Annotated in this window: 22 protein-coding genes; 16 read left to right on the top strand and 6 right to left on the bottom strand. The window is 71.4% G+C overall.

What is annotated here, in order from left to right; translation table 11 throughout:
- Positions 1 to 17: 17 nt before the first annotated feature.
- Positions 18 to 758: a FadR/GntR family transcriptional regulator gene (locus tag CW359_RS35050; protein WP_105974253.1), complete on the bottom strand. Its 741-nt coding sequence runs from the start codon at positions 756 to 758 to the stop codon at positions 18 to 20.
- Between the two features lie 95 nt (positions 759 to 853).
- Between CW359_RS35050 and CW359_RS35045 the strand changes: the two genes are divergently transcribed.
- From CW359_RS35045 to CW359_RS35035, 3 genes are read left to right on the top strand one after another with little or no spacing between them, the layout of a single operon-like run.
- Positions 854 to 2,224 carry a glutamine synthetase family protein gene (locus tag CW359_RS35045; protein ID WP_105974252.1) on the top strand — a complete coding sequence of 457 codons (1,371 nt, stop codon included), beginning with the start codon at positions 854 to 856 and terminating at the stop codon, positions 2,222 to 2,224.
- Between the two features lie 41 nt (positions 2,225 to 2,265).
- Positions 2,266 to 3,690: an aldehyde dehydrogenase family protein gene (locus tag CW359_RS35040; protein ID WP_105974251.1), complete on the top strand. Its 1,425-nt coding sequence runs from the start codon at positions 2,266 to 2,268 to the stop codon at positions 3,688 to 3,690.
- Entirely contained in the window at positions 3,687 to 4,478 is a 792-nt protein-coding gene (locus CW359_RS35035) for a 3-oxoacyl-ACP reductase (RefSeq protein ID WP_105974250.1), read from the top strand. The genes CW359_RS35040 and CW359_RS35035 overlap by 4 nt, the downstream gene beginning before the upstream one ends.
- Before the next feature lie 109 nt (positions 4,479 to 4,587).
- On the opposite strand, the gene CW359_RS35030 is transcribed toward CW359_RS35035, so the two are convergent.
- Together CW359_RS35030 and CW359_RS35025 are read right to left on the bottom strand one after the other, a co-directional pair.
- The gene (locus tag CW359_RS35030; RefSeq protein WP_105974249.1) at positions 4,588 to 5,790 is read right to left on the bottom strand and encodes an amino acid deaminase/aldolase; all 1,203 of its coding nucleotides are present in this window, start codon (positions 5,788 to 5,790) and stop codon (positions 4,588 to 4,590) included.
- 1,889 nt (positions 5,791 to 7,679) lie between these two features.
- Entirely contained in the window at positions 7,680 to 7,985 is a 306-nt protein-coding gene (locus CW359_RS35025; protein ID WP_105974248.1) for a hypothetical protein, read from the bottom strand.
- A 193-nt stretch (positions 7,986 to 8,178) separates the two neighbouring features.
- Here CW359_RS35025 and CW359_RS35020 point away from each other — a divergent pair, with 193 nt between their 5' ends.
- Positions 8,179 to 9,057: a hypothetical protein gene (locus CW359_RS35020; protein ID WP_232838739.1), complete on the top strand. Its 879-nt coding sequence runs from the start codon at positions 8,179 to 8,181 to the stop codon at positions 9,055 to 9,057.
- Positions 9,054 to 10,265 carry a type VII secretion-associated serine protease mycosin gene (gene mycP, locus CW359_RS35015; RefSeq protein ID WP_105974247.1) on the top strand — a complete coding sequence of 404 codons (1,212 nt, stop codon included), beginning with the start codon at positions 9,054 to 9,056 and terminating at the stop codon, positions 10,263 to 10,265. Before CW359_RS35020 ends, mycP begins: the two co-directional genes overlap by 4 nt.
- Here mycP and CW359_RS35010 read toward each other — a convergent pair.
- On the bottom strand, positions 10,247 to 11,353 hold the full coding sequence (locus CW359_RS35010) for a serine hydrolase (RefSeq protein WP_105974246.1): 1,107 nt from the start codon (positions 11,351 to 11,353) through the stop codon (positions 10,247 to 10,249). The two genes, mycP and CW359_RS35010, sit on opposite strands and share 19 nt — an antisense overlap.
- Positions 11,354 to 11,502: 149 nt before the next feature.
- On the opposite strand from CW359_RS35010, the gene CW359_RS35005 reads away from it, so the two are divergent.
- On the top strand, positions 11,503 to 12,234 hold the full coding sequence (locus CW359_RS35005) for an SseB family protein (RefSeq protein WP_105974245.1): 732 nt from the start codon (positions 11,503 to 11,505) through the stop codon (positions 12,232 to 12,234).
- On the opposite strand, the gene CW359_RS35000 is transcribed toward CW359_RS35005, so the two are convergent.
- Positions 12,231 to 12,623 carry a DUF1844 domain-containing protein gene (locus CW359_RS35000; RefSeq protein WP_105974244.1) on the bottom strand — a complete coding sequence of 131 codons (393 nt, stop codon included), beginning with the start codon at positions 12,621 to 12,623 and terminating at the stop codon, positions 12,231 to 12,233. The two genes, CW359_RS35005 and CW359_RS35000, sit on opposite strands and share 4 nt — an antisense overlap.
- Positions 12,624 to 12,991: 368 nt before the next feature.
- On the opposite strand from CW359_RS35000, the gene infC reads away from it, so the two are divergent.
- The 10 genes from infC (at position 12,992) to CW359_RS34945 (ending at position 24,249) form a co-directional block, all read left to right on the top strand.
- The gene (infC, locus tag CW359_RS34990; RefSeq protein ID WP_105974243.1) at positions 12,992 to 13,738 is read left to right on the top strand and encodes a translation initiation factor IF-3; all 747 of its coding nucleotides are present in this window, start codon (positions 12,992 to 12,994) and stop codon (positions 13,736 to 13,738) included.
- A 106-nt stretch (positions 13,739 to 13,844) separates the two neighbouring features.
- Positions 13,845 to 14,039: a 50S ribosomal protein L35 gene (gene rpmI / locus CW359_RS34985; RefSeq protein ID WP_006374321.1), complete on the top strand. Its 195-nt coding sequence runs from the start codon at positions 13,845 to 13,847 to the stop codon at positions 14,037 to 14,039.
- A 101-nt stretch (positions 14,040 to 14,140) separates the two neighbouring features.
- Positions 14,141 to 14,524: a 50S ribosomal protein L20 gene (gene rplT / locus CW359_RS34980; protein WP_105974242.1), complete on the top strand. Its 384-nt coding sequence runs from the start codon at positions 14,141 to 14,143 to the stop codon at positions 14,522 to 14,524.
- A gap of 272 nt (positions 14,525 to 14,796) precedes the next feature.
- Entirely contained in the window at positions 14,797 to 15,645 is an 849-nt protein-coding gene (locus tag CW359_RS34975) for a TrmH family RNA methyltransferase (protein ID WP_105974241.1), read from the top strand.
- Between the two features lie 55 nt (positions 15,646 to 15,700).
- Positions 15,701 to 16,900 (top strand): sensor histidine kinase, encoded by a 1,200-nt coding sequence (locus tag CW359_RS34970; RefSeq protein ID WP_105974240.1) that lies wholly within the window; start codon positions 15,701 to 15,703, stop codon positions 16,898 to 16,900.
- Positions 16,901 to 17,059: 159 nt separating this feature from the next.
- Positions 17,060 to 18,187, top strand: a complete 1,128-nt coding sequence (gene pheS / locus CW359_RS34965) for a phenylalanine--tRNA ligase subunit alpha (RefSeq protein ID WP_105974239.1) — start codon at positions 17,060 to 17,062, stop codon at positions 18,185 to 18,187.
- Positions 18,187 to 20,691, top strand: a complete 2,505-nt coding sequence (pheT, locus tag CW359_RS34960) for a phenylalanine--tRNA ligase subunit beta (protein ID WP_105974238.1) — start codon at positions 18,187 to 18,189, stop codon at positions 20,689 to 20,691. The genes pheS and pheT overlap by 1 nt, the downstream gene beginning before the upstream one ends.
- A 236-nt stretch (positions 20,692 to 20,927) precedes the next feature.
- Positions 20,928 to 21,986 (top strand): PP2C family protein-serine/threonine phosphatase, encoded by a 1,059-nt coding sequence (locus tag CW359_RS34955; protein ID WP_105974237.1) that lies wholly within the window; start codon positions 20,928 to 20,930, stop codon positions 21,984 to 21,986.
- Positions 21,987 to 22,284: 298 nt separating this feature from the next.
- Complete coding sequence (locus tag CW359_RS34950) at positions 22,285 to 23,634, top strand: NsdA family TPR-like regulatory protein (protein ID WP_105974236.1); 1,350 nt, start codon at positions 22,285 to 22,287, stop codon at positions 23,632 to 23,634.
- A 75-nt stretch (positions 23,635 to 23,709) separates the two neighbouring features.
- Positions 23,710 to 24,249, top strand: coding sequence for an NUDIX hydrolase (locus tag CW359_RS34945; protein WP_105974235.1), 540 nt, complete (start codon positions 23,710 to 23,712; stop codon positions 24,247 to 24,249).
- 10 nt (positions 24,250 to 24,259) lie between these two features.
- On the opposite strand, the gene CW359_RS34940 is transcribed toward CW359_RS34945, so the two are convergent.
- Positions 24,260 to 24,517, bottom strand: a complete 258-nt coding sequence (locus CW359_RS34940; protein WP_105974234.1) for a hypothetical protein — start codon at positions 24,515 to 24,517, stop codon at positions 24,260 to 24,262.
- Positions 24,518 to 24,553: the final 36 nt, after the last annotated feature.

Below are 24,553 nucleotides of genomic sequence, written 5' to 3'. Positions count from 1 at the left end.
CAACAACGCAGCCACCCCTAGGCCAAGAACCCCCGCAACAACGCCGCCGTCCCCGAACAGTGCTCCCGCATCATCTCCCGCGCCCCGTCCGCGTCCCCGTCCAGGACCGCGTCCACCAGTGCCGCGTGCTGCCGCTGGGAGTGCTCCAGGTTGCGTACCAGCAGCGGGATGCAGTCCAGCAGGTCGTTCACCGTCGCCCGTACCGCCGCGTACTGCGACGTCAGCGTCGGGGAGCCGCACAGCTCGGCCAAGGTCAGGTGGAGGAGGGTGTCCAGGCGGCGGTAGTCCGCCAGCGGGGCGTCCTGCGTGCGCGCCAGTGCCTCCCTCAACCGGTCCGCCTGTTCCTCCGACAGGCCGTGCTGCGCGCACAGGCCCGTCGCCCCCACCTCCAGCACCTCCCGGAACCGCAGTACGTCCTCGATGTCCACCGCGCTGATCCGCCGCCGTAGCTCGTCCTCGCCGCCCGCGCCCGCCTCGCCGCGCGGCAGGACGAACGTTCCGCCGTACCGGCCGCGCCGCGATTCCACCAGCCCCTGGTCCTGGAGCACCTTCAGCACCTCGCGCAGCGTCACCCGGCTGATCCCGAGCCGTTCCGCGAGTTCCCGCTCGGCCGGCAGCCGCTCGCCCCCGGGTACCAGGCCCAGCCGTACCACCTGCAGAATCTGTTCCAGCGCCTCCTCGAAGCCGTTGCCCGCCCGCACCGGCCGCAGTACCGGCGTCAACCGGTCCTCCAAGCCGCCCTCGGTGTCCAGCGACATCTGGCCGTGCCCCCTTCCCAAGCAATGGTTCTCCGCAATACCTTATGGCTTCCGGCCCGGCTGAAAAAACGCGCAGAAGCCGAAGGAGCTTTCCCGTGGCAGACCGCACACCCCCGCTCGGCGTCGAGGAGCTGCACGCCCTCGTCGCCAGTGGTGAGATCGACACTGTCGTCCTGGCCTTCCCCGACATGCAAGGGCGCCTCCAGGGCAAGCGGTTCGCCGCCCGCTTCTTCCTCGACGACGTCCTGGAACACGGCACCGAAGGCTGCAACTACCTCCTCGCCGTCGACACCGAGATGAACACCGTCGACGGGTATGAGATGTCCTCCTGGGAGCGTGGCTACGGCGACTTCGCCATGCACCCGGATCTCTCCACGCTCCGGCGGCTGCCCTGGAACACCGGCACCGCCTTCCTCGTCGCCGACCTCGCCTGGAACGACGGCTCCCCGGTCGTCGCCGCCCCCCGCCAGATCCTCCGCCGCCAGCTCGACCGGCTCGCCGAACACGGCTTCACCGCCAAGGTCGGCACCGAGCTGGAGTTCATCGTCTTCAAGGACACCTATGAGCAGGCCTGGGACGCGAACTATCGCGGGCTGACCCCGGCCAACCAGTACAACATCGACTACTCCGTCCTCGGCACCGGCCGCATCGAGCCCCTGCTGCGCCGCATCCGCAACGAGATGACGGGCGCGGGGCTGATCGTCGAGTCCGCCAAGGGCGAGTGCAACCCGGGCCAGCACGAGATCGCCTTCAAGTACGACGACGCCCTCGTCACCTGCGACCAGCACGCCGTCTACAAGACCGGCGCCAAGGAGATCGCCAGCCAGGAGGGCTACTCCCTCACCTTCATGGCCAAGTACAACGAGCGTGAGGGCAACTCCTGTCATATCCACCTCTCGCTGGCCGACTCGGACGGGGCCAACGTCATGGCCGGTACGGCCGCTGATCCCGGTGGCATGTCCGAGGTCATGCGGTACTTCCTCGCCGGGCAGCTCGCCGCCCTGCGCGACTTCTCGCTCCTCTACGCGCCCAACATCAACTCGTACAAGAGATTCCAGCCGGGGTCGTTCGCCCCGACCGCAGTCGCCTGGGGCTACGACAACCGCACCTGCGCCCTCCGGATCGTCGGCCACGGCCGGTCCATGCGGTTCGAGAACCGGCTCCCCGGCGGTGACGTCAACCCGTACCTCGCCGTCGCCGGACTGGTCGCCGCCGGGCTGTACGGCATCGAGCAGAAGCTCGAACTCCCCGAGGCGTGCACCGGAAACGCCTACGCCGGCGAGTACGCCCACGTTCCCACCACCCTGCGCGAGGCCGCCGAGCTGTGGGAGAACAGCCCCATCGCCAAGGCCGCCTTCGGTGACGAGGTGGTCGCCCACTACCGCAACATGGCCCGCGTCGAACTCGACGCCTTCGACGCCGCGGTGACCGACTGGGAGCTTCGCCGCTCCTTCGAACGCCTGTGATCCACCCGTCTGTGCTCCACCCGCCTGTGAGAGGTTCTTCCTTGTCGTACGAGCACGATCATGAGTACGGGCATGAGCTGCGCGTTCTCAATCCCGCCACCGAGGACGTCGTCGCCACCGTCCCCGCCGCCACCCGCGAGGACGTCGACGCGGCCGTCGTACGGGCCACGCACGCCCAGGCCCGCTGGGCCGCCCTCGCGCCCGCCGACCGCGCCCGGCTCCTGCGCCGCTTCGCCGCGACCGTCGACGAACGCCTCGAAGAACTGGCCCAGTTGGAGGTGCGGGAGGCCGGGCACGTCATCGGCAACGCCCGCTGGGAGGCCGGTAACGTCCGCGATCTGCTCGACTACGCGGCGGGGGGTGTCGAGCGGCTGACGGGGCGTCAGATCCCGGTCGCCGGTGGCCTCGACATCACCATCCTCGAACCGCTCGGTGTCGTCGGCGTCATCGCGCCCTGGAACTTCCCCATGCCCATTGCCGCTTGGGGCACCGCGCCCGCGCTGGCCGCCGGCAACGCGGTCATCCTCAAGCCCGCCGAGACGACCCCCCTGACCGCCCTCCGGCTCGCCGAACTCGCCCTGGAGGCAGGCCTTCCCGAGGGGCTGTTCCAGGTGCTGCCCGGGCACGGTCCCGTCACCGGCAACGCGCTCGTCGAGCACCCGGGCGTCGCGAAGATCGTCTTCACCGGGTCGACCGGCGTGGGCAAGCAGGTGCTGGCGAAGGGGTCCGAACTCCTCAAGCGCGTCACCCTCGAACTCGGCGGCAAGAGCCCCAACATCGTCTTCGCCGACTCGGACATCGAGGCCGCCGCAGCGGCGACACCCATGTCCTTCCTGGACAACTCCGGCCAGGACTGCTGCGCCCGCACCCGCATCCTCGTCCAGCGCTCCGTGTACGACCGCTTCCTCGAACTCCTCACCCCCGCCGTCGAATCCGTCCTCGTCGGCGACCCGGCGGACGAGAAGACCGAGATGGGCCCGCTGATCTCCAGGGCCCAACTGGACCGCGTACGCGGGTACGTCACCGACGACCTGGCCGGCATCCGGGGCGAGGCTCCGGCGGGCCCGGGCTTCTGGTTCCCGCCGACCGTCCTCACCGGCGTCGACCCGCACGCGCGCGTGGCCGTCGAGGAGGTCTTCGGCCCGGTCGCCGTCGTCCTCCCCTTCGAGGACGAGGCGGACGCGATCCGGCTGGCCAACGGCACCGACTACGGCCTCTCCGGCTCCATCTGGACCCGGGACGTCGGCCGCGCCCTGCGCGTCTCGCAGGCCGTCCGGGCAGGCAACCTGTCCGTCAACTCGCACTCCAGCGTGCGCTATTGGACCCCCTTCGGCGGCTTCAAGCAGTCCGGGATCGGCCGCGAGCTGGGCCCGGACGCCCTCACCGCCTTCACCGAGACCAAGAACGTCTTCATCAGCACCGTCAGTACCGTCAGCGACACGAGCCCGGAAGGCCCCGCACAGTGACCGAATCGACCGAAGCCTCCGTCTGCCGCCGCCTCGTCGGCCGTACCGCCGTCATCACCGGTGCCGGCAGCGGCATCGGCCTCGCCACCGCGCGCAGGCTCGCCTCCGAGGGCGCGAACGTCGTCCTCGGTGACGTCGACGAGACGCGCGGCAAGGCCGCCGCCGACGAGGTGGGCGGGACCTTCGTCAAGGTCGACGTCACCGACGCCGAGCAGGTCGAGGCGCTCTTCAAGACGGCGTACGACACCTTCGGCAGCGTCGACATCGCGTTCAACAACGCCGGTATCTCGCCGCCCGACGACGACTCCATCCTGGACACCGGGCTGGAGGCGTGGAAGCGCGTCCAGGAGGTCAACCTCACCTCCGTCTTCCTGTGCTGCAAGGCCGCGATCCCCTACATGCGGCGCCAGGGCAAGGGCTCGATCATCAACACGGCTTCGTTCGTGGCGAGGATGGGCGCGGCGACCTCGCAGATCTCGTACACGGCCTCCAAGGGCGGCGTCCTCGCCATGTCCCGTGAACTGGGCGTGCAGTTCGCCCGCGAGGGCATCCGCGTCAACGCCCTCTGCCCGGGCCCGGTCAACACCCCCCTTCTCCAGGAGCTGTTCGCCAAGGACCCCGAGCGCGCCGCCCGCAGGCTCGTCCACATCCCGGTCGGCCGCTTCGCCGAGGCCGACGAGATCGCCGCCGCCGTCGCCTTCCTGGCCAGCGACGACTCGTCCTTCGTCAACGCCACCGACTTCCTGGTGGACGGCGGCATCGCGGGCGCGTACGTAACGCCCCAGTAGCGGAGTCGAGTTGGGCAACAGTCGTGCCGGGTGCGGGAGTTGAGCGCAGAGCCCCCGTACCCGGCACCGGCCCACGTCCTCCGGCGACCTACAGGAATCCTTCGGCGCCCTACAGGAAGGTGTGCCCCTCGCCCCGGTACGTCGGTACGGTCGCCGTCACCTTGTCGCCCGCGACCAGCCGCAGCGCCTCGAAGCGCTCGCACAGCTCACCGGCCTTCGCGTGCCGGAACCACACCTTGTCGCCGACGAGCAGATCGTCGGCCGGCGCCCCGAGCAACGGCGTCTGCACCTCACCCGGGCCCTCCTGGGCGTCGTACCGCAGCCCCTCCGGCAGATACGGCACCGGCAGCCGGTCCGCCCCAGCCGCACCCGAGGCCGGATAGCCGCCGCCCAGCACCGTGACGACCCCGACACCCGGCCGCCGTACGACGGGCAGCGCGAACAGCGCGGCCGGACGCCCCCTGAACGACGTGTAGTTGTCGAAGAGGCGCGGTACGTAGAGCCCGGACCCGGCGCCGATCTCGGTGACCGCGTCCTCGACGGCGGTCGTCCGCACGCTGCCCGTACCGCCGCCGTTGACGAACTCCAGATCCGGCACGACGGCCCGCACCGCGCGCACGACGGCAGCGCGCCGCTCGACGAGTTCCCGCCGGGCGGTGGCCTGCATCAGCCGGATCGCCCGCGACCGCACCGGCCGCCCGGGGATCGCGTCGCCGACGCCGGCGATGTGCCCCTCGTACGCCATGATCCCCACGAGCCGGAAACCGGGCCGCCGGGCCACCGTCTGGGCCAGATCGGCGAGTTGGGCGGGGGAGCGGAGCGGCGACCGCCGGGCCCCGACGCGCACCCGGCCGCCGAGGAGCTGGAGCGAGGTGTCCAACTCCAGGCAGACGCGCACGACTTCGCGTCCACCGCCCCGGGCGTCGTCGATGAACCGGAGTTGGGCCGGGTCGTCGACCATCACGGTGACGGCGGCGGCGAGTTTCGGGTCGGAGGTCAGCTCGGCGAAGGCCTCGCGGTCGGCGGACGGATAGGCGAGCAGGACGTCCTCGAACCCGGACCGGGCGAGCCACAGGGACTCACGGAGGGTGAACGACATGACGCCCGCGAAGCCCTCCCGGGCCAGCACGCGTTCGAGGAGGGCCCGGCAGCGTACGGACTTGCTGGCGACGCGGATCGGCTTGCCCGCGGCCCGCCGTACGAGGTCGTCGGCGTTGGCGTCGAAGGCCTCCAGGTCGACGATCGCGAGCGGGGCGTCGAGGTGGGCGGTGGCCCGGTCGTATCGGGCCCGGTCAGCGGCGCGAGCGGTCATGACGGAAGCCTGGCAGACACGATTACCGCAGGGTAGGGGGACGATCCGGGCAGAAGCCACGGCGCCGCGGACTGGTTCCCGTTCGGTGGGTGTCAACCCGTAGAGTGACGCTTCACGCAGGGAGGAGCCACCGCGCGCGCGGAGGTACGCGCCCGGATGGCAGCACGCCCGCGTGGGTATGCGTGCCCGGGACGGCCGCGTCCCGCGCCGCACGGACTCCGCCGGCCCTGCCGTCGGTACGAGGAAACGGGGGGTGGCATGAGCACGGAAGCGCGCCACGCCTCCATCCCTCCCCGCCCGTCGACTCCGCCGCCCACGGGCGACCCGACCGGGACGGACGAGACCGGCGGGGCGACGGGAGATGCGCCGGGTGGCGGAAGGAACGGGAACGGTACGGGGAACACGGTCAACACGGGTGACCGGCCTGGGACGGCGGGAGCCGACAGGAACGGCGTGCACGGTGGGGACGGCAGGGAGACAGCGGGCGACCGGTCCGGCACGGCCGACGATGAGCAGAGTGTGCCGGGTGTCGGTAGGAACGGTGTGGGGAACGCAGGTGATTGGTCGGGCGGCGACGGTGATGCGTCACGTACGCCGCACGCAGGCAGGAACGGCAGCGGCAGTATCGGCGACCGGCCCGGCATGACGGGTGACGCGCCGAGTGCGCCGGGGCGCGCGAACGGCCCGTCGGGCACCCCCCGCGTGCCGTCGCCCACGTCGGGCACCCGCCCGGGCGGCGACAGCGGCACGCGCACGCCCGCCACGGGTTTCGGTACGACGACACCTCGTGCAACTGCTCCCGGAATGTCGACGCCGCGTTCGACCACCCCCGGCACGAAACCCACCGGCACACCGGACGCCCCCAAAGACACGCCCCCGCCCCGCTTCCCGCACCTGCGCGCCCCCTCCCACGACGGCACCGACCCCATAACCCCGCCGCCGCCCTCCTCGGCCAGGTTCCCGGACGCACCGCAGGCAGGCCGCCCCCCGGCGGCACCCCGCCCCCGCCCCGACCTGCCGCCGCTCCCGGCCCACCAGCCGCCCGTGGCCCCCTGGCGCCCGACCGCCTTCACCGAGCCCGAGCCCGAGTCGGAGACGACCCGCCGCCTGCGCAAGGCCCCGCCGCCCCGGCCGACCGACCAACACCGCACCGGCGAAACGCCCCCCGCCGCCCATTGGGCGCCCCCCACCGGAGCACCCCGGACAGCCCCGAGCGCGCCCTTCGCCCGGGCCGACCGCAGATACCCCTCGGCCCCGTCCGGAACCAACCACCACCCCCGGACACCGAGCACCGCCGACACGCCCCCGGCGCCCACGGACCCGCCCCGCCCGCCGAACGCACCACCGACCCCGGCAGGCCGCCCGTACCTCCCGGGCGCACCCGTACCCGAGTCACCGGCACCGGCAGACCCGCCACGTCCGCCCTCGCCCCCGACCGGCCGCCCGTACCTCACGGCGGACCAGCCCCAGGCGCCGGGCAGCCGCCAGAGCACCACCGAGACCCCCTCGACGAGCGGGCCTTCGACCCCGGCCGGCCGTCCATACCTCTCGGACCAGCCCGCGCCGTCCGCCAACCGCTCGGCCACCACCGAGCCACCGCCGCCGGGCGCCCCCTCGGCCCCGGCCGGTCGCCCGTATCTCTCGAACACGCCGGTGCCTGAGTCGCCCCAGGCGTCGAACGGTCGCCCGGGCGCTGCCGAGATGCCTCCGGCGAGTACGCCCTCGGCGGGTCGGTCGTACCCCTCGAACCCGTCTGTGCCCCGCCCCTCCCAGGCGTCGAACGGTCGCCCGGGCGCTACCGAGATGCCTCCGGCGAGCACGCCCTCGGCGGGTCGGTCGTACCCCTCGGATGCGTTCGTATCCGGCCCGCCTCAGACGCCGAGTAGCCGTCAGGGTGCTGCCGAGCCACCGCCGCCGGGCAGCCCCTCGGCCCCGGCCGGTCGTCCGTATCTCCCGAGCACGCCGGTGCCTGAGTCGCCCCAGGCGTCGAACGGTCGCCCGGGCGCTGCCGAGATGCCTCCGGCGAGTACGCCCTCGGCGGGTCGGTCGTACCCCTCGAACCCGTCTGTGCCCCGTTCCTCCCAGGTGTCGAACGGCCGCCCAGGTACCACCGAGGTGCCCTCGACGCGCACCCCTTCAGCCCCCTCGTACCCCTCCGACCCGTCCGCGTCCAGCGCCTCCCAGGCGTCAGCCACCCGTCCGGGCGTCGCCGACCCGGCCCCCGCGAGCGGACCCTCCGCCCCCGCAGGCCGTTCCTACCTCCCGAACGCCCCCGTGGCCGACCCGGCCCAGGCGTCCAACAGCCGCCCAGGCACCGCCGAGTCACGCCCGGCCACCCAGGTCCCCCCAGCTCCCACCGACCCCCCGCGCCCCCCGAACTCCCCCGGCATGCCCGACCCCGCGCTCTCCTGGAACGCCCCTTACGGTGATGCCAGCGCCGTCGGGGCCGGCGGGCGGCCTGTCGTGTCGCTCGCGCAGCCCGATGTGTACGGGGCTGCCGTCCGGCCCCGTGGCTTCGGCGGGCGCGTGCTGCTCGCCGCCGCTTGTGCCGTCGTCGGGCTCGGGCTCATCGGGGGTGCGCTCACCGGGAGTTGGCTGACCGGGGACAACTCGGGGGACGCCGGTGCGCGTACCGCCTTCACCACCGCCGCCGGGCTCTGGCACAGCGTGCCCGTGGACGAGCTGTTCCCGCCCACCGTCGACGGCGACGGCGCCGGGCCCGGCGGTGCCGACCGGACCTGGACCCGGATCGCCGTCGCCCCGGACGCCGGTTGCGCCGGCGCTTTCGACCCGCTGCTCCAAAAGGCTCTTGCTCCCGTCGGCTGCCAGCGGCTCCTGCGGGCCACCTACACCGACGAGACCCAGAGCTACGTCACCACCGTCGGCCTCCTCTTCACCAAGGCCGACCCCACCGCGATGCGCGCCCTGAGCACCCGCTTCGACAACGAGAACCTCGACCAGCGCGCCGACCTCATGCCCCGGCCCTACGCCGCCAAGAACACCCTCGCCGCCGGCTTCACCGACGCCCAGCGCGCCTCCTGGACCATCTCCGTCCTCACCGACGCCCCCGTCGTCGCCTACGCCGTCTCCGGCTGGGCCGACGGCCGGAAGGTCGACTCCCCGCAGCCCGCCGAGGCCGCCATGGTCGCCGGCGCGACCACCGCCCCCGCCCAGGCGGGCCTCGGCCACGAGGCGAAGGGCCTGGCCGACCGCGTCGAACGGGCCCTGCGCAAGACCGTCGGCTCGGCAGCGAAGCAGCCGTCATGACCCGTACCCGTACCCGCACCGCCCGCAGCGGTCTCCTCGTCCTCCTCCTCGCCGGCTCGCTCTCCCTCCTGCCCGCCACCACCGCGTACGCCGACGGCATCCGCGCCCAGCAGTGGGCCCTGGACGCCATGCACGCCCAGGAGGCCTGGCGCACGACCAAGGGCAAGGGCATCACCGTCGCCGTGCTCGACACCGGCGTCGAGGCCGACCACCCCGACCTCGTCGGCAACGTCCTCGAAGGCAAGGACATGGTCGGCTTCGGGGCCGGCAGGGGCGACGCGGCCTGGGCCAAGCACGGCACCGCCATGGCCGGCATCATCGCCGGTCACGGCCATGGCTACGACAACGACGACGGCGTCATGGGTATCGCCCCCGAGGCGAAGATCCTCCCCGTCCGCGTCATCCTCGAAGACGGCGACTCGGCCCGCGGCAAGGCCCGCAACACCCGCGGCAACGCCCTCGCCGAAGGCATCCGCTGGGCCGCCGACCAGGGCGCCGACGTCATCAACCTCTCCCTCGGCGACGACTCCAAGTCCGCGCACCCCGAACCCGCCGAGGACGAGGCCGTGCAGTACGCCCTGGAGAAGGGCGCCGTCGTCGTCGCCTCGGCCGGCAACGGCGGCGAGAAGGGCGACCACATCTCCTACCCGGCCGCCTACCCCGGCGTCATCGCCGCGACCGCCGTCGACAAGTACGGCACCCGCGCCTCCTTCTCCACCCGCCGCTGGTACGCCACGGTCAGCGCCCCCGGCGTCGATGTCGTCATCGCCGCCCCCGACGAGCGCTACTACGAGGGCTGGGGCACCAGCGCCGCCGCCGCGTTCGTCTCCGGCGCCGTCGCCCTCATCAAGGCCGCCCACCCCGGACTGACCCCGGCGCAGATCAAGAAGCTCCTGGAGGTCACCGCCCGCAACTCGCCGGACGGCGGCCGGGACGACTCCAGGGGCTACGGCTTCATCGACCCCGCGGCGGCCATCAAGGCGGCGGCCAAGCTCAAGCCGGAAGAACTGGCCTCGGCGGCGTACGGCAAGAAGTACTTCGGTACGGGTCCGGACGCGGTCCCCGAGAAGGACGACAGCGTCGGCTGGGCCGGCCCGGTCGCCGGCGGGCTCGGCGTCGTACTCCTGCTCGCGGCCGTCCCGCTGTGGCGCGGTCGCCGCCGGACGGTCGTCCCACCCGCCTTCGACTCCTACGACGACGACTTCTGATCAACACCCGTACTCGTACTCGTACTCGTGCTCGTACTTGTGCTGCTCGCGCTCGTGCTGTTCGTGCTCGTGCTCGTGTCCTCGAACACCGACACCGCCGCCCGCGCCGCCGACTCCACCAGCGAAATCCCCTTCGCCTGCGTCGTGTTGCCGTTCGACACCACCGCGACCAGGTACTCCCGGCCGTCCGCCCCAGTCACCCGCCCGATGCTGTTGATGTCCCACAGCCCGGTCGCCGTACGCGGCAACCACCCGTTCTTCAGGGCGAATCGGGCTCCCGCCGTACCCGTACCCGTACTCGTGGCCGTGGCCGTCGTGGCCGCGGCCGACACGCCCCAGTCCTGGTCCACGGATATGGACCCCATCAGGCCCTGGAGATACGTCCGGGACGCCTCGCTCAGCTGTGACGCCGCCCCGTCCGTCGCGAACACCTGCCGGAGCAGGGTGAGTTGATCGGCCGCCGTGGTCTGGGTCAGGCCCCACAGCATGCCCGTGCCGCCCTCGGTGTCCGTCAGCCCGAAGCGCTTGTTCGCGGCGGCCAGCCCCGACGCCTTCCCGATCGCCGTCCACAGCGCCGACGCCGCGGTGTTGTCGCTGACCTCGATCATCGACGTGGCGTACTGCTTCTCCTGCGCGGTGAGGCGCCGGTCCTCGTCCTGGGCCTGGAGCAGCAGCGTTGCCAGGATGTCCACCTTGACGATGCTCGCGGTGTCGAAGGCGCCGTTCCCGTACGTCGCGCTGTCGCCGGACTCGACGTCCAGCACGGCCACGGACACCTTCGCCCCGTCCTCGGCCGCCGCCGTCACCGGCTTCAGCGCCTGGGACAGCAGCGTGTCCGGATCCACCGTGGGCTCCGCCTGGGGTTCCACCGACGCCTCCTCGCTCACCGAAGCCGAAGCCGAAGCCGAACTCGACGCCGACGCGGAGGGGGAGGAAGACGAAGCGGCCGGCGACGCCGACGATACGCGGCCCGCGTGCGCCTGCGCCTTCACATACGCGGTACCCGCCCCCGTACCGCCCATGACGACCGCGGCGGCGAGGACGACATTGATGAGCGACCGGCGTCGGGGAGCTCTCTCAGAGGCCATGCCGCGATGCTGGCGGCCCTGACTGTGCGGTGGATTAGGCGAATGTTAGATGTGCGTCAGCTCTGACTGAGAATCTCGTGAGTCCTGTGAACACTGGGTTTCCGGGGCGGCGGAAGGGCGGGAGCGATCCCCCGATAGGGTCGGTCACCGTGGCGAACAAGAACATTCCCGACTCCGGTTTCCCCGACGACGACGGCACCGCCGACCCCCGGCTGAGCGCCGCGCTGGCCGCCTGGGCCGAGGACCGTACCGCCGTCGGACCGGTGCTCGCGGCGCTCAAGGGCGCCCGGCTGCTCGTCCCCGTCGTCGCCGTGCTCGGCGAGGTCGAGGTGGACGCGAACGGGCTGCGCCACGAGAAGACCAGCGACATGGCCGTACCGACCCTCAAGGCCGGCGACCGGACCGCGCTGCCCGCCTTCACGTCCACCGAGTCGCTCGCCCGCTGGGACCCGGCCGCCCGACCCGTCGCCGTACCCCTGCACCAGGCCATCCAGGCCGCCGTGCACGAGAAGGCGGACACGATCGTGCTCGACCTGGCCGGTCCGGTGCCGTACGAGCTGACCGGGCCGGCGCTGCGAGCGGTCGCCGAGGGGCGTACGACCGCCGATCCGCTCGCCGATCCCGCCGTGGTCGACGCCGTACGGGCCGTCGTGGCCGCCGAGCCCGGCGTGCTCCGCGCCCACCTGGGGCCGGGGCAGGCCGACGGCACCCTCGCCCTCGTACTGGACCCGGGCACACCCCCGGCCGACGCCGCCCGCGCGGTCGCCGGTCGCCTCGCCGCCGACGAGACGCTCAGGGCCCGGCTGGTGCGCGGCCTCGACCTGGCACTGCTGCCGGCCGGTGCCGTGCCTCCTGGCGAGCCCCTTTACACACGTTCCTAGCCGTAGATCGGGCCCGTGTACTTCTCGCCGGGGCCCTGGCCCGGCTCGTCCGGGACCAGGGACGCCTCGCGGAACGCCAGCTGGAGCGACTTCAGGCCGTCGCGCAGCGGGGCCGCGTGGAAGGAGCTGATCTCCGTGGTGGACGCGTCGAGCAGACCGGCGAGGGCGTGCACGAGCTTGCGGGCCTCGTCCAGGTCCTTGTACTTGTTGCCCTCGTCGGTCAGCCCGAGCTTCACGGCGGCGGCGCTCATCAGGTTCACGGCGACCGTGACGATCACCTCGACCGCCGGGACCTCGGCGATGTCGCGGGTCATGGCGTCGAAGTCGGCGTTCTCTTGACGCACGGCACTCTCGGTACTCTCGGCACTCTGGGGAGGGGTCTCACTCATGGCCCACACGATAGGCCCCTGGCCCCGGACGCCTCCGTGCGGGCGCCCGGTACCTGCCGGTTAGCACCTGCCCCTACTTGGTGCTAACCTTTTGTAACGACCGGCTGGACATTCACGTGCCCGGCCCACAAGTGGAGGCTCCGATCTCCCACCCGGCTGTCCTCACGGACGGCGGGTCACCCGGTCAGGCGGCCACCATCGTTCCGTACGGACGATGGAGTCGCCCGATGTGCGCCCCGCGGTTGACCGCGGCGGTGCTCCGGTATTCCTTTGGAGCCCCGCCTGTGTCCCGTCGGGGCATTTTTCATGTGCTCCGGTGGTTGGTCCCAACGTCATCAGAGACATACGCGGCTGTCCGCCAGACCGCCGTGTGGTGCTACCGAGGAGGATCCATCAGCACCGAGCCCCGCATCAACGACCGGATTCGCGTTCCCGAAGTGCGACTTGTCGGTCCCAGCGGCGAGCAGGTCGGGATTGTTCCGCTTGCCAAGGCCCTGGAGCTTGCGCAGGAGTACGACCTCGACCTGGTCGAGGTGGCGGCGAGCGCTCGCCCGCCGGTCTGCAAGCTCATGGACTACGGGAAGTTCAAGTACGAGTCGGCCATGAAGGCCCGTGAGGCGCGCAAGAACCAGGCGCACACGGTCATCAAGGAAATGAAGCTCCGGCCGAAGATCGACCCGCACGACTACGACACCAAAAAGGGTCACGTCGTACGGTTCCTCAAGCAGGGCGACAAGGTCAAGATCACGATCATGTTCCGTGGTCGCGAGCAGTCCCGGCCCGAGCTGGGCTACCGACTGCTGCAGCGGCTCGCCTCGGACGTCGAGGACCTCGGGTTCATCGAGTCGAACCCGAAGCAGGACGGCCGAAACATGATCATGGTTCTCGGTCCGCACAAGAAGAAGACCGAGGCGATGGCCGAGGCCCGTGAGGCCCAGGCGGCTCGCAAGGCGGAAGCGAAGGCCAACCCGGGCAAGTCGCAGAACGCCGCGGAGAGCGACGGAGTCGACGGGGACCTCGTCGATGACGTGGCCGACGCCGACGCCGACGCCGACGACGTGGACATTGCCGAGGAGACCGCCGAGGCTCCGGCCCCGGCATCCGCCGAGGTCTGATCCCCGGGCTCACGCCCTGGGATGCCAACCCATACGAATGACGTTCCACCGTGCCCGGTTTCACGACCGGGCACCGGAACGCCACTGACGAGGAGAGAACGGCGCTATGCCGAAGAACAAGTCGCACAGCGGTGCCAGCAAGCGCTTCAAGATCACCGGCTCCGGCAAGGTGCTCCGTGAGCGTGCCGGCAAGCGCCACCTGCTCGAGCACAAGTCGTCCCGCGTGACGCGTCGCCTCACCGGCACCGCGGAGATGGCCCCGGGCGACGCCGCGAAGATCAAGAAGCTTCTCGGCAAGTGACGTACCGGCGCGTGAGCGCCGTAAGTACGTCTGAAGACCGGGACCCCATCGAACCCGGGCCGTGTGACGACAACCACGGCCCCGCTACAAGGAGTTAAAAAGTGGCACGCGTCAAGCGGGCAGTCAACGCCCACAAGAAGCGCCGGGCGATCCTCGAAGCCGCCTCCGGCTACCGCGGTCAGCGTTCGCGCCTGTACCGCAAGGCCAAGGAGCAGGTCACCCACTCGCTGGTCTACAACTACAACGACCGCAAGAAGCGCAAGGGCGACTTCCGTCGGCTCTGGATCCAGCGCATCAACGCCGCTGCCCGCGCCAACGGCATCACGTACAACCGCTTCATCCAGGGTCTGAACGCGGCCAACATCGAGGTCGACCGCAAGATCCTGGCCGAGCTGGCCGTCAACGACGCGGGTGCGTTCGCCGCGCTCGTCGAGGTCGCGCAGAAGGCTCTGCCGGCGGACGTCAACGCGCCGAAGGCCGCGTGACGCTGGCGCTTGCCTTGAGCAGCGTGTGAGGTGACCCCGGGTCCGTAGGCGATCGCCGCCTGCGGGCCCGGGGGTTTTTGGGGTGCGTTGTCGGGTGCGGGTCCGGTGGGCTTCTCGCGCAGTTCCTCGCGCCCCTAAAAGCAAAGCCCCGGCGCTGCGGACTGAAAGGCGAGGGGCGTAGCCCCCGCCTTTCAGGGGCGCGGGGAACTGCGCGACCAGCCCCCACCGGGCCCGCACCCGACAACGAACCGCCCCCTCGAAAGGTGCCGCACATGCCCCCCGCCCCCGAGTTGATCTCCCCCCGCTCCGCCCGCGTCGCCGCCGCCCGCCGCCTCGCCCGGCGGAACTTCCGGGGCAAGGACCGGCTGTTCCTCGCGGAGGGGCCGCAGGCCGTGCGGGAGGCGGCCGGGTACGGGAACGGCACGCTCGTCGAGCTGTTCGCGACCGTCGACGCCGCCGAGCGGTACGCCGACATCCTCGGGGAGGCCGAGAACAGCGGCGCCCGCCTGCACCTCGCGGACGACGACGTCATCGCCGACATCTCCACCACCGTCACCCCGCAGGGCCTCGTCGGGGTCTGCCGGTTCATCGACACCCCGTTCGAGGACATCCTCAAGGCCCGGCCCAGGCTGGTCGCCGTCCTCGCGAACGTCCGTGACCCCGGCAACGCCGGCACCGTCCTGCGCTGCGCGGACGCCGCCGGTGCCGAGGCCGTCGTACTCACCGACGCTTCGGTGGACCTCTACAACCCGAAGGCCGTACGGGCGTCCGTGGGCTCCCTGTTCCATCTGCCGGTGGCCGTCGGGGTGCCCGTCGAGGAGGCCGTGGCCGGGCTCAAGGGCGTCGGCGTACGGATTCTCGCCGCCGACGGCGTGGGCGCCGACGACCTCGACGACGAACTGGACAAGGGGACCATGGGCGGGCCCACCGCCTGGGTGTTCGGCAACGAGGCCTGGGGGCTCCCGGAGGAGACGCGGGCGCTCGCCGACGCCGTCGTTCGGGTTCCCATTCACGGAAAGGCGGAAAGCCTGAACCTGGCGACCGCCGCCGCCGTATGTCTCTACGCGTCCGCCCGTGCACAGCGCGCCTCCGGAGGGTGCCGCTCCGTCACCGAGAGCTAGTAGGGTGACGGGCTCGGGGGCCCACTGCGCCTGTCCGAGAGGTGGGGTATCGGGGATGACTGTCGGCACGAGCGGAACACTGGGGGCACGGGAATTGCGGAGTGAGCCCGCCTCCCGGCACGGTGATCCCGCCGGGCCGGGACCCGGAACCGGAGCGGGATTCGGAGCCGGAGCGGGTTTCGGAGCCGAGCTGGGCATCGACCCCGACGACCTGCCCGACGGTCTGGTCGTCGCCGACGAGCACGGCCGGGTGATCTGCTTCAACGCCGCCGCCGCCCGCATCACCGCCGTCCGAGCCGCCGACGCCCTTGGCCTCCGGCTCGACCGAGCCCTTCCGTTAGAGGACCTCGAAGGCCGCCGCTGGTGGCAGCTGACCGACCCCTACGGCGGGCTCGCGATCCGCAACGGCCAGCCCGAGCGGAACCTGCTGCTGCCCGGCGGGCGCGAGGTACTCGTCTCGGCGCGCTATCTCCGTACGCGTCCCACCGGACCGATCCGCCGCGTCGTCGTCTCTCTCCGCGACACCGAGGCCCGCCGCCGCACCGAGCGCAGTCACGCCGAGCTGATCGCCACCGTCGCGCACGAACTGCGCTCGCCGCTGACCTCCGTCAAGGGCTTCACCGCGACCCTGCTCGCGAAGTGGGAACGCTTCACCGACGACCAGAAGAAACTCATGCTGGAGACCGTCGACGCCGACGCCAACCGCGTCACCCGGCTCATCGCCGAGCTGCTCGACATCTCCCGCATCGACTCCGGCCGGCTCGAACTGCGCCGCCAGCCCGTCGACATGGGCGCCGCCGTGGGCAGGCACATCCAGGCGTACGTGGCTGCCGGGCAGCCCGCCGACCGGTTCCTGCTCCGGATAGAGCAGCCCCTGCCCGCGCTGTGGGCGGACCCCGACAAGGTCGACCAGGTGCTCAGCAACCTGCTGGAAAATGCCGTGCGCCACGGCGAGGGAACCGTCACCATCGAGGTCACGGCCGCGCTGTCCCCGCGTGAGGGGGACGCCGACCAGAACACGGCCACGTCGGTCACGGTGAGCGACGAGGGGCCCGGCATCCCGGAGGAGTCCATGAACCGCGTCTTCACCCGCTTCTGGCGGGGCAGCAAGCGCGGCGGCACCGGCCTCGGGCTGTACATCGTCAAGGGCATCGTCGAAGCCCACGGCGGCTCCATCACCGTCGGCCGGGCCCCCGGCGGCGGCGCCGAGTTCCGATTTATGTTGCCCGTGAGCACCCCGGCGTATCTGCTGTAGTGGCGCAGTAACGCCGACGAGGGCCCACGGGCGCGTTCGCACACCTCACCCCCGTTAGACTCGGCCTTTGGCACCTTTGCGTCCCTCTCTGTGGACGATTCGTCTCCGAGCCGTGAACGACGGGGACCATCCGCCAGCCAACCGGAAGCACGGGAAGAGATGTCGGCACCGAATAAGTCGTACGACCCTGTAGAGGTCGAGGCCTTGAAACCGGAAGAGATCGAGCGCATGCGGGACGAGGCGCTCGCCGCCTTCGCCGCCGCGGACTCGCTCGACGCCCTCCAGGAGGCCAAGGTCGCCCACACCGGCGGCACCTCGCCGCTGGCCCTCGCCAACCGCGAGATCGGCGCGCTGCCCCCGCAGGCCAAGGCCGCCGCGGGCAAGCTCGTCGGCCAGGCCCGGGGCGCCACCAGCAAGGCGCTCGCCGCCCGCCAGACCGAGCTGGAGGCCGACCGGGACGCCCGCGTGCTGGTCGAGGAGGCGGTGGACGTCACCCTGCCGTACGACCGCGTGCAGGCAGGCGCCCGCCACCCGCTGACCACGTTCATGGAGCGCGTCGCGGACGTCTTCGTCTCCATGGGATACGAGGTCGCCGAGGGCCCCGAGGTCGAGGCGGAGTGGTTCAACTTCGACGCCCTCAACTTCACCCCGGACCACCCGGCCCGGCAGATGCAGGACACCTTCTTCGTCGAGGGTCCGAAGGGGACGACGGGCGACGAGTCCGGGGTGGTCCTCCGCACGCACACCTCGCCCGTGCAGGCGCGCTCCATGCTCGACCGCGAGCCGCCCGTCTACATCGTCTGTCCCGGCCGCGTGTACCGGACCGACGAGCTGGACGCCACGCACACCCCGGTCTTCCACCAGATCGAGCTGCTCGCCATCGACGAGGGCCTGACCATGGCCGACCTCAAGGGCACCATGGACCACATGGTCCAGTCGCTCTTCGGCTCGGACATGAAGACGCGGCTGCGGCCCAACTACTTCCCCTTCACCGAGCCGTCCGCCGAGATGGACATGCTCTGCTACGTCTGCAAGGGCACCTCCGTCGGCAACCCCGACCGCCCCTGCCGGACCTGCTCCAGCGAGGGCTGGATCGAGCTGGGCGGCTGCGGCATGGTCAACCCGCGCGTACTCGTCGCGTGCGGTGTCGACCCCGAGAAGTACAGCGGATTCGCCTTCGGGTTCGGCATCGAGCGGATGCTGATGTTCCGCCACAACGTCGAGGACATGCGAGACATGGTCGAGGGCGACGTCCGGTTCACCCGGCCGTTCGGGATGGAGATCTGATGCGGGTCCCGCTTTCTTGGCTGCGGGAGTACGTCGACCTGCCGGCGACTCAGACCGGCCGGGACGTCCAGGAGAAGCTGATCACGGTCGGCCTTGAGGTCGAGACCGTCGAGCAGGTCGGCGCCGGCCTCAAGGGCCCGCTGGTCGTCGGCCAGGTGCTCACGATCGAGGAGCTGGAGGGCTTCAAGAAGCCGATCCGCTTCTGCACGGTCGACGTCGGCACCGCCAACGGCACCGGTGAGCCCCAGGAGATCGTCTGCGGCGCGCGCAACTTCGCCGTCGGCGACAAGGTCGTCGTGGTCCTCCCGGGCGCCGTCCTGCCCGGCGACTTCGCGATCGCCGCGCGCAAGACGTACGGCCACACCTCCCACGGCATGATCTGCTCCGGCGACGAGCTGGGCATGGGCGACGACGGCAGCGGCGGCATCATCGTCCTGACGCCGGAGCACGAGGTCGGTACGGATGCGATCGAGCTGCTCCAGCTCGTCGACGAGGTTCTCGACATCGCCGTGACCCCGGACCGGGGGTACGCCCTGTCCCTGCGCGGCATCGCCCGCGAGACGGCCATCGCCTACGGCCTCCCGCTGCGCGACCCGGCCCTCCTCGACGTACCGGCGCCGAACGCGTACGGCTACCCGGTCGAGGTCTCCGACCCGTTCGCCTGCGACCGCTTCACCGCCCGCACGGTGACCGGGCTCGACCCGGACGCGCAGTCCCCGATCTGGCTCAAGCGGCGTCTGCAGAAGGCGGGCATGCGCCCGATCTCGCTCGCCGTCGACATCACCAACTACGTGATGCTTGAGCTGGGCCAGCCCCTGCACGCGTACGACCGCTCCCGCGTCCAGGGTGCGATCGGCGTGCGCCGGGCCGAGCCGGGCGAGAAGCTCACCACCCTCGACGGCGTCACGCGCACGCTGGACCCCGAGGACCTGCTCATCACCGACGACCGGGGTGCCATCGGCCTCGCGGGTGTCATGGGCGGCGCCAACACCGAGATCGACGACACCGAGGGCACCACCACCGAGGTCGTCATCGAGGCCGCCCACTTCGACGCGATCACCATCGCGCGTACGGCCCGCCGTCACAAGCTGGCCTCCGAGGCGTCCAAGCGCTTCGAGCGCGGGGTCGACCCGCAGGCTGCCGCGGCTGCCGCCCAGCGCACGGTCGACCTCCTGGTCCTCCTCGCCGGCGGCACCGCCGACGCGGGCGTCACCGAGGTCGTCGCGCCGTCCGCGCCGCGCACGATCTCCATCCCGGCGGACCACCCCGACCGGGTCGCGGGTGTCGTGTACGGCCGCGAGACCGTCGTACGCCGCCTCCAGGAGGTCGGCTGCGACGTGTACGGGCAGGACGAGCTGATCGTCACCGTCCCGTCCTGGCGCCCGGACATGACGGACCCGAACGACCTCGCCGAAGAGGTCATCCGCCTGGAGGGCTACGAGAACGTGCCCTCCACCCTGCCCAAGCCCCCGGCGGGCCGCGGCCTGACCGACCGGCAGCGACTGCACCGCCGTGTCGGCCGCGCACTGGCCGGGGCGGGTTACGTCGAGGCGCTGAACTACCCGTTCATCGGCGAGCACGTCTTCGACCAGCTGGGCCTGGCCGCCGACGACCCGAAGCGCAAGGTCGTCAAGCTGGCCAACCCGCTGTCGGACGAGGAGCCCGCACTCCGTACGACGCTGCTGCCGGGCTTGCTCGGTGCGCTGCGCCGTAACGATGGGCGGGGCAGTCATGATCTGGCCCTGTTCGAGACGGGGTTGGTCTTCCACCCGCAGGACGAGCTGCTCGTCGCCGGGCGTCTCCCGGTCGATCGCCGCCCCACGGACGAGGAGATCGCGTCGTTGACGGCCGCACTCCCCGTCCAGCCCCGGCACGCCGCCGTCGTCCTCGCGGGCGCCCGCGAGCAGGCCGGCTGGTGGGGCAAGGGCCGTCCGGCCGACTGGGCCGACGCGATCCAGGCCGCCCGGAGCCTGGCGGCGGAGGCGGGCACCGAACTCGTCGTCCGCGCGGGACAGTACGGGCCCTGGCACCCCGGCCGCTGCGCGTCGCTGGTCGTCGTGATCGACGGCGCCGAGAAGGTCATCGGGTACGCCGGTGAGCTGCACCCGCGAGTGCTGAAGGCGCTCGGGCTGCCCGCACGTACCTCGGCGATGGAGCTGAACCTGGACAAGCTGGAGGCGGCGAGTTCCGGGGTGCCCAAGGGGCCGAAGATCTCTACGTTCCCGGTCGCCACGCAGGATGTCGCTCTGGTCGTCGCGCGTGAGGTGCCGCATGCGGCGGTCGAGGCGGCGTTGCGTGAGGGGGCGGGGGTGCTGCTGGAGTCGCTTCGGTTGTTCGATGTGTACGAGAGCGGTGAGCAGTTGGGGGAGGGGCGGAAGTCTCTCGCGTACGCGCTCCGCTTCCGGGCCGCTGATCGGACGTTGACCGTTGATGAGGCTTCTGCTGCTCGGGATGCGGCTGTTGCTCTCGCGGGGGAGCGGACTGGGGCTGTGTTGAGGAGCTAGGTTCGCTGCGGGGTTTTCGGCTGCTGCGCCGTTGTGGCTGGTCGCGCAGTTCCCCGCGCCCCTAGTGGGGGGCGTAGCCCCCCCCACACCCCCCAATACTCTCCGTTAGTCACCTCACTCGTTTGAGTGACAAGTTCGGGCGATCTGGTCCCTTCGGGGCATGTGGTCGACAGAATCGGACCGGTCTTTCGGGGCCGGTCCGATCTGTGTTCGCAGGGCCTGACTGGGGGGCCGTCGTGATCCGTATCAAGGCTGGTGCGCGGCGTCGGCGGGTGGTCTCGCTCGCGTTGCCCACGGTGTGGGGGGCCACCGCGATCACGTACAAGCTGGCCTGTCCGCTCGCCCAGCAGGAGGGGATGGGGGCGCGGATCGTCACCAGTGCCGTCTTCTTCGCCGTCGGGACCGGGCTCATATTCCACGTCCGCCGGGCGCTCCTGCGGGAGTTGAGGATCGCCAGGCAGGTCGCCGGGGCCGCACAGGGCGTGCTGCTGCGTCCGTTGCCGCAGCGCATCGACGGACTCCGGGTCGCCGCCGCCCAGTTGTCCGCCGACCGGGGTGCCGTGATCGGCGGCGACCTGTACGAGGTCATCGCCACCGAGCACGGCGTACGGGTGGTCATGGGCGACGTACGCGGACACGGCATCGCCGCCATCGGGACCGTCGCCGCCGTCCTCGGCAGCTTTCGCGAGGCCGTGCACGACGAGGCCGAACTCGGCAGCGTACTGCGGCGGTTGGAGCGGGCGCTGGCCCGGCATCTGCGCGAGCGGGCCCGTGCCGAACACCCCTCGGCGGGGCCCTCGGCCGTGCTGGACCCCGACAGCCCGGTCTCCGAGGAGTTCGTCACCGTACTGCTCCTGGAGATCGGTGGGGACGGCGAGGTGCGGGCCTTCAACTGCGGGCATCCGGCGCCGTATCTGCTCAGCGGCGGCCGGGTCGACGTACTCACGGCCACCGAAACCCTGCCCCCGCTCGGCCCGTTCCCCCTGCCACCCGAACTGGTCGCCGAACACTACGGCCAACTCCTTCCCGGCGAGTCCCTGTTGCTCCACACGGACGGCGTTGAGGACGCCCGGGATGCCCACGGCCGCTTCTTTCCCTTACCGGCGGTACTGGCGGAGGCGGTTCGCACCCAACCGATCTCCCCGCAGGCGGTGCTACGGGCCATCTTCACCCGCCTGTTGCGACACACCGGCGGCCCTCCGACGGACGACGTGGCTGTGCTGGTGCTGAGAAACGACCGCAGCCAGGTGCCGAGACAGCAGCAGGAACACCCGGTGGCCCATCAAGTCACGTGAGCTGCAAGCTTTTAGGGGCGTGAGGCTGTATTGGATTTGCGGCTCCGCCGCGCGGGCGCGACCAGCCCCCACGCACCCGCAGCCGACAAACAACCGCACTGGGCCGAGCCGCCGCACTGTACGAGGGGGAGCCGACGGCCCGGCAGCCTCACGCGAGGCATTTCATTCAACCGGACAGCCACTCTCCGCGACAGCGTGCACACGCTACGAGTTCACGTACTCCGATCACACCCCGTGTGAAGGCGAACACATTACGCTGACGCACACGGCAGGCACCGAGAGCCACCGGAGGGCATCCATGCAGCCCAACACCTTGCTCGACGCCATCCTCGACGAGGCCGGCATCTCGCACGCGGGACTCGCCGCCCACGTCAACCAGGCCGGCCGGGCCCGTGGCCTCGCGCTGCGGTACGAACACACCGCCGTGGCCCGGTGGTTGAAGGGGCAGCGGCCCAGGGGGCAGGTGCCCGACCTGATCTGCGAGGTGCTCGCCGCCCGGCTGCACCGCCCGGTCCGGCTGGACGACATCGGCCTCGGGGTGTCCGGCGACAGCGCGGGACCGCTCGGCACGGCCGGTACCTCGCTGTCCGGGTTCGTCGAGCGGGCGACCGCCCTGTGGCGCTCCGACGAGCAGCAGCGCCCGCACATCCTCGGCGCTCCCGCCGTCACCGGCACGCCCGCCGTGATGCCGGTGTGGGAGTGGGAGAACCCGCCCGAGGACGTCGACGTGTCGCGTGGCGGGCGGCATCGGGTCAGCATGGCCGACATCGAGATGCTGCGTTCCGCCCGCGCCCACTACGAGCAGATGTACCGCAAGGCCGGTGGCATAGCGACCCGTGCCCGGATCGTCGGCTTCCTGAACTCCGAGACCGCGCCCCTGCTGCGCGGCAGCTACACCGACGCCACCGGACGCCAACTGCACCGTGCCACGGGCGGCTTGGTGGCCGTCGCCGGTATCTGCGCGTACGACTCCGACGCCCACGGGCTCGCCCAGCGGTACTTCCACCAGGCGCTGCGGCTCGCCAAGGCCAGCGGGGACCGGGGACTTGGCGCGTACGTCATCGCGCTGCTCGTCAACCAGGCGCTGTTCATGCGGGAGTTCCGGCAGGCCGTCGCCTTCGCGGAGGCCGCGCTGCGGGCGGCGGGCCGGCACATCACGCCGGCGCTCGCCTCCGACCTGTACGCGATGCAGGCCAAGGCGTACGCGCACCTGGGCGACGGCAGCAGCGCCCTCTCCTGCATCCGGCGGGCCGAGCAGGCCGCCGAACGCATCCGGCGCGGTTACGAACCCGATGAGACCGGCTATGTCCAGCCGGGGCTGGTCAATGTCCAGGTGGCGGAGGCGCTGCTGAGCCTCGGGGACCTGGCGGCGGCGGGGGAGCACGCGTTGGCGGCGGTGGACAACCCGGCGCACGACCGGGGCAGAGTGCACCGGCTCGCCATGCTCAGCCAGATCGAACTGCGCCGGGGCAATGCCGACAAGGCCGTGGCCACCGCGGTGCAGATGGCCGAACAGGCGCGCGGAATGGAGTCCCAGCGCCTGCGTGACAGACTCCGCGCCGTACGCGAACACCTGGTGCGAAACGGCTGCGCGGGCACCGCCGAGGCGGCCGAACTGATCGACGGGGCACTGCGCGTACCGCTCTAGACGGGTTCTGTGCGCCTGCTGTCAGCGCGCTCCTGCTGCCATATTGCCATCTACTCGGCGGAAGGTGGCAGAACCGTGCAGTGGACGAAACAGAACGAACAAACTGTGTATGAAAATCGCTGGTTCCAGGTCAATCTCGCAGATGTCGAACTGCCGGACGGGCGGCATCTCGACCACTTCCTGATACGGCTGAGGCCCGTCGCCGTGGCCACGGTGGTGAACGAGGCCAACGAGGTACTCCTGCTGTGGCGGCACCGGTTCATCACCGACAGCTGGGGGTGGGAACTCGCGGCCGGGGTCGTGGAGGACGGCGAGGACATCGCCCTCGCCGCCGCCAGGGAGTTGGAGGAGGAGACGGGCTGGCGGCCGGGACCCCTGCGGCATCTGATGAGCGTGGAGCCGTCCAACGGGCTCACCGACGCCCGGCACCACATCTACTGGGCGGAGGAGGGTGAGTACATCGGGCATCCCGTGGACGACTTCGAGTCGGACCGCAGGGAGTGGATCCCCCTCAAACTCGTCCCCGACCTGGTCGCCCGCGGGGAGGTCCCGGCCGCCAACATGGCGGCGGCGCTACTGCTGTTGCACCATCTCAGGCTCGGCCAGGACACCTGAGGCGCACTGCTCAGCGGCCGAGTGCCTGCCAGACCGTCACGGCCAGGGCCCCCAGGGCCGTGAGGGCCGCGACGGCCGGCAGGGGCCATCGGCCGTGTTCCAGGTGGACGACGCGTGTGCTCAGGTCGTCGAGTTCCTTGTCCGTCTCCTTAGTGCGATGACTGAGCAGGGCCAGCCCTCCCTCGACGCGCGCGTACGCGACATCGAGTCGGCGGCGTAACTCTGCGAGTTCTCCATGGGCCACGGGATGCTCGGGGTCGGCGGTCACGTGTCCGCTCCTTTCCGTAGTCGTCACATCCCTCGA

Source organism: Streptomyces geranii (assembly GCF_002954775.1).
Taxonomy (GTDB): domain Bacteria; phylum Actinomycetota; class Actinomycetes; order Streptomycetales; family Streptomycetaceae; genus Streptomyces; species Streptomyces geranii.
This window is presented reverse-complemented; position numbering and strand designations above follow the sequence as displayed.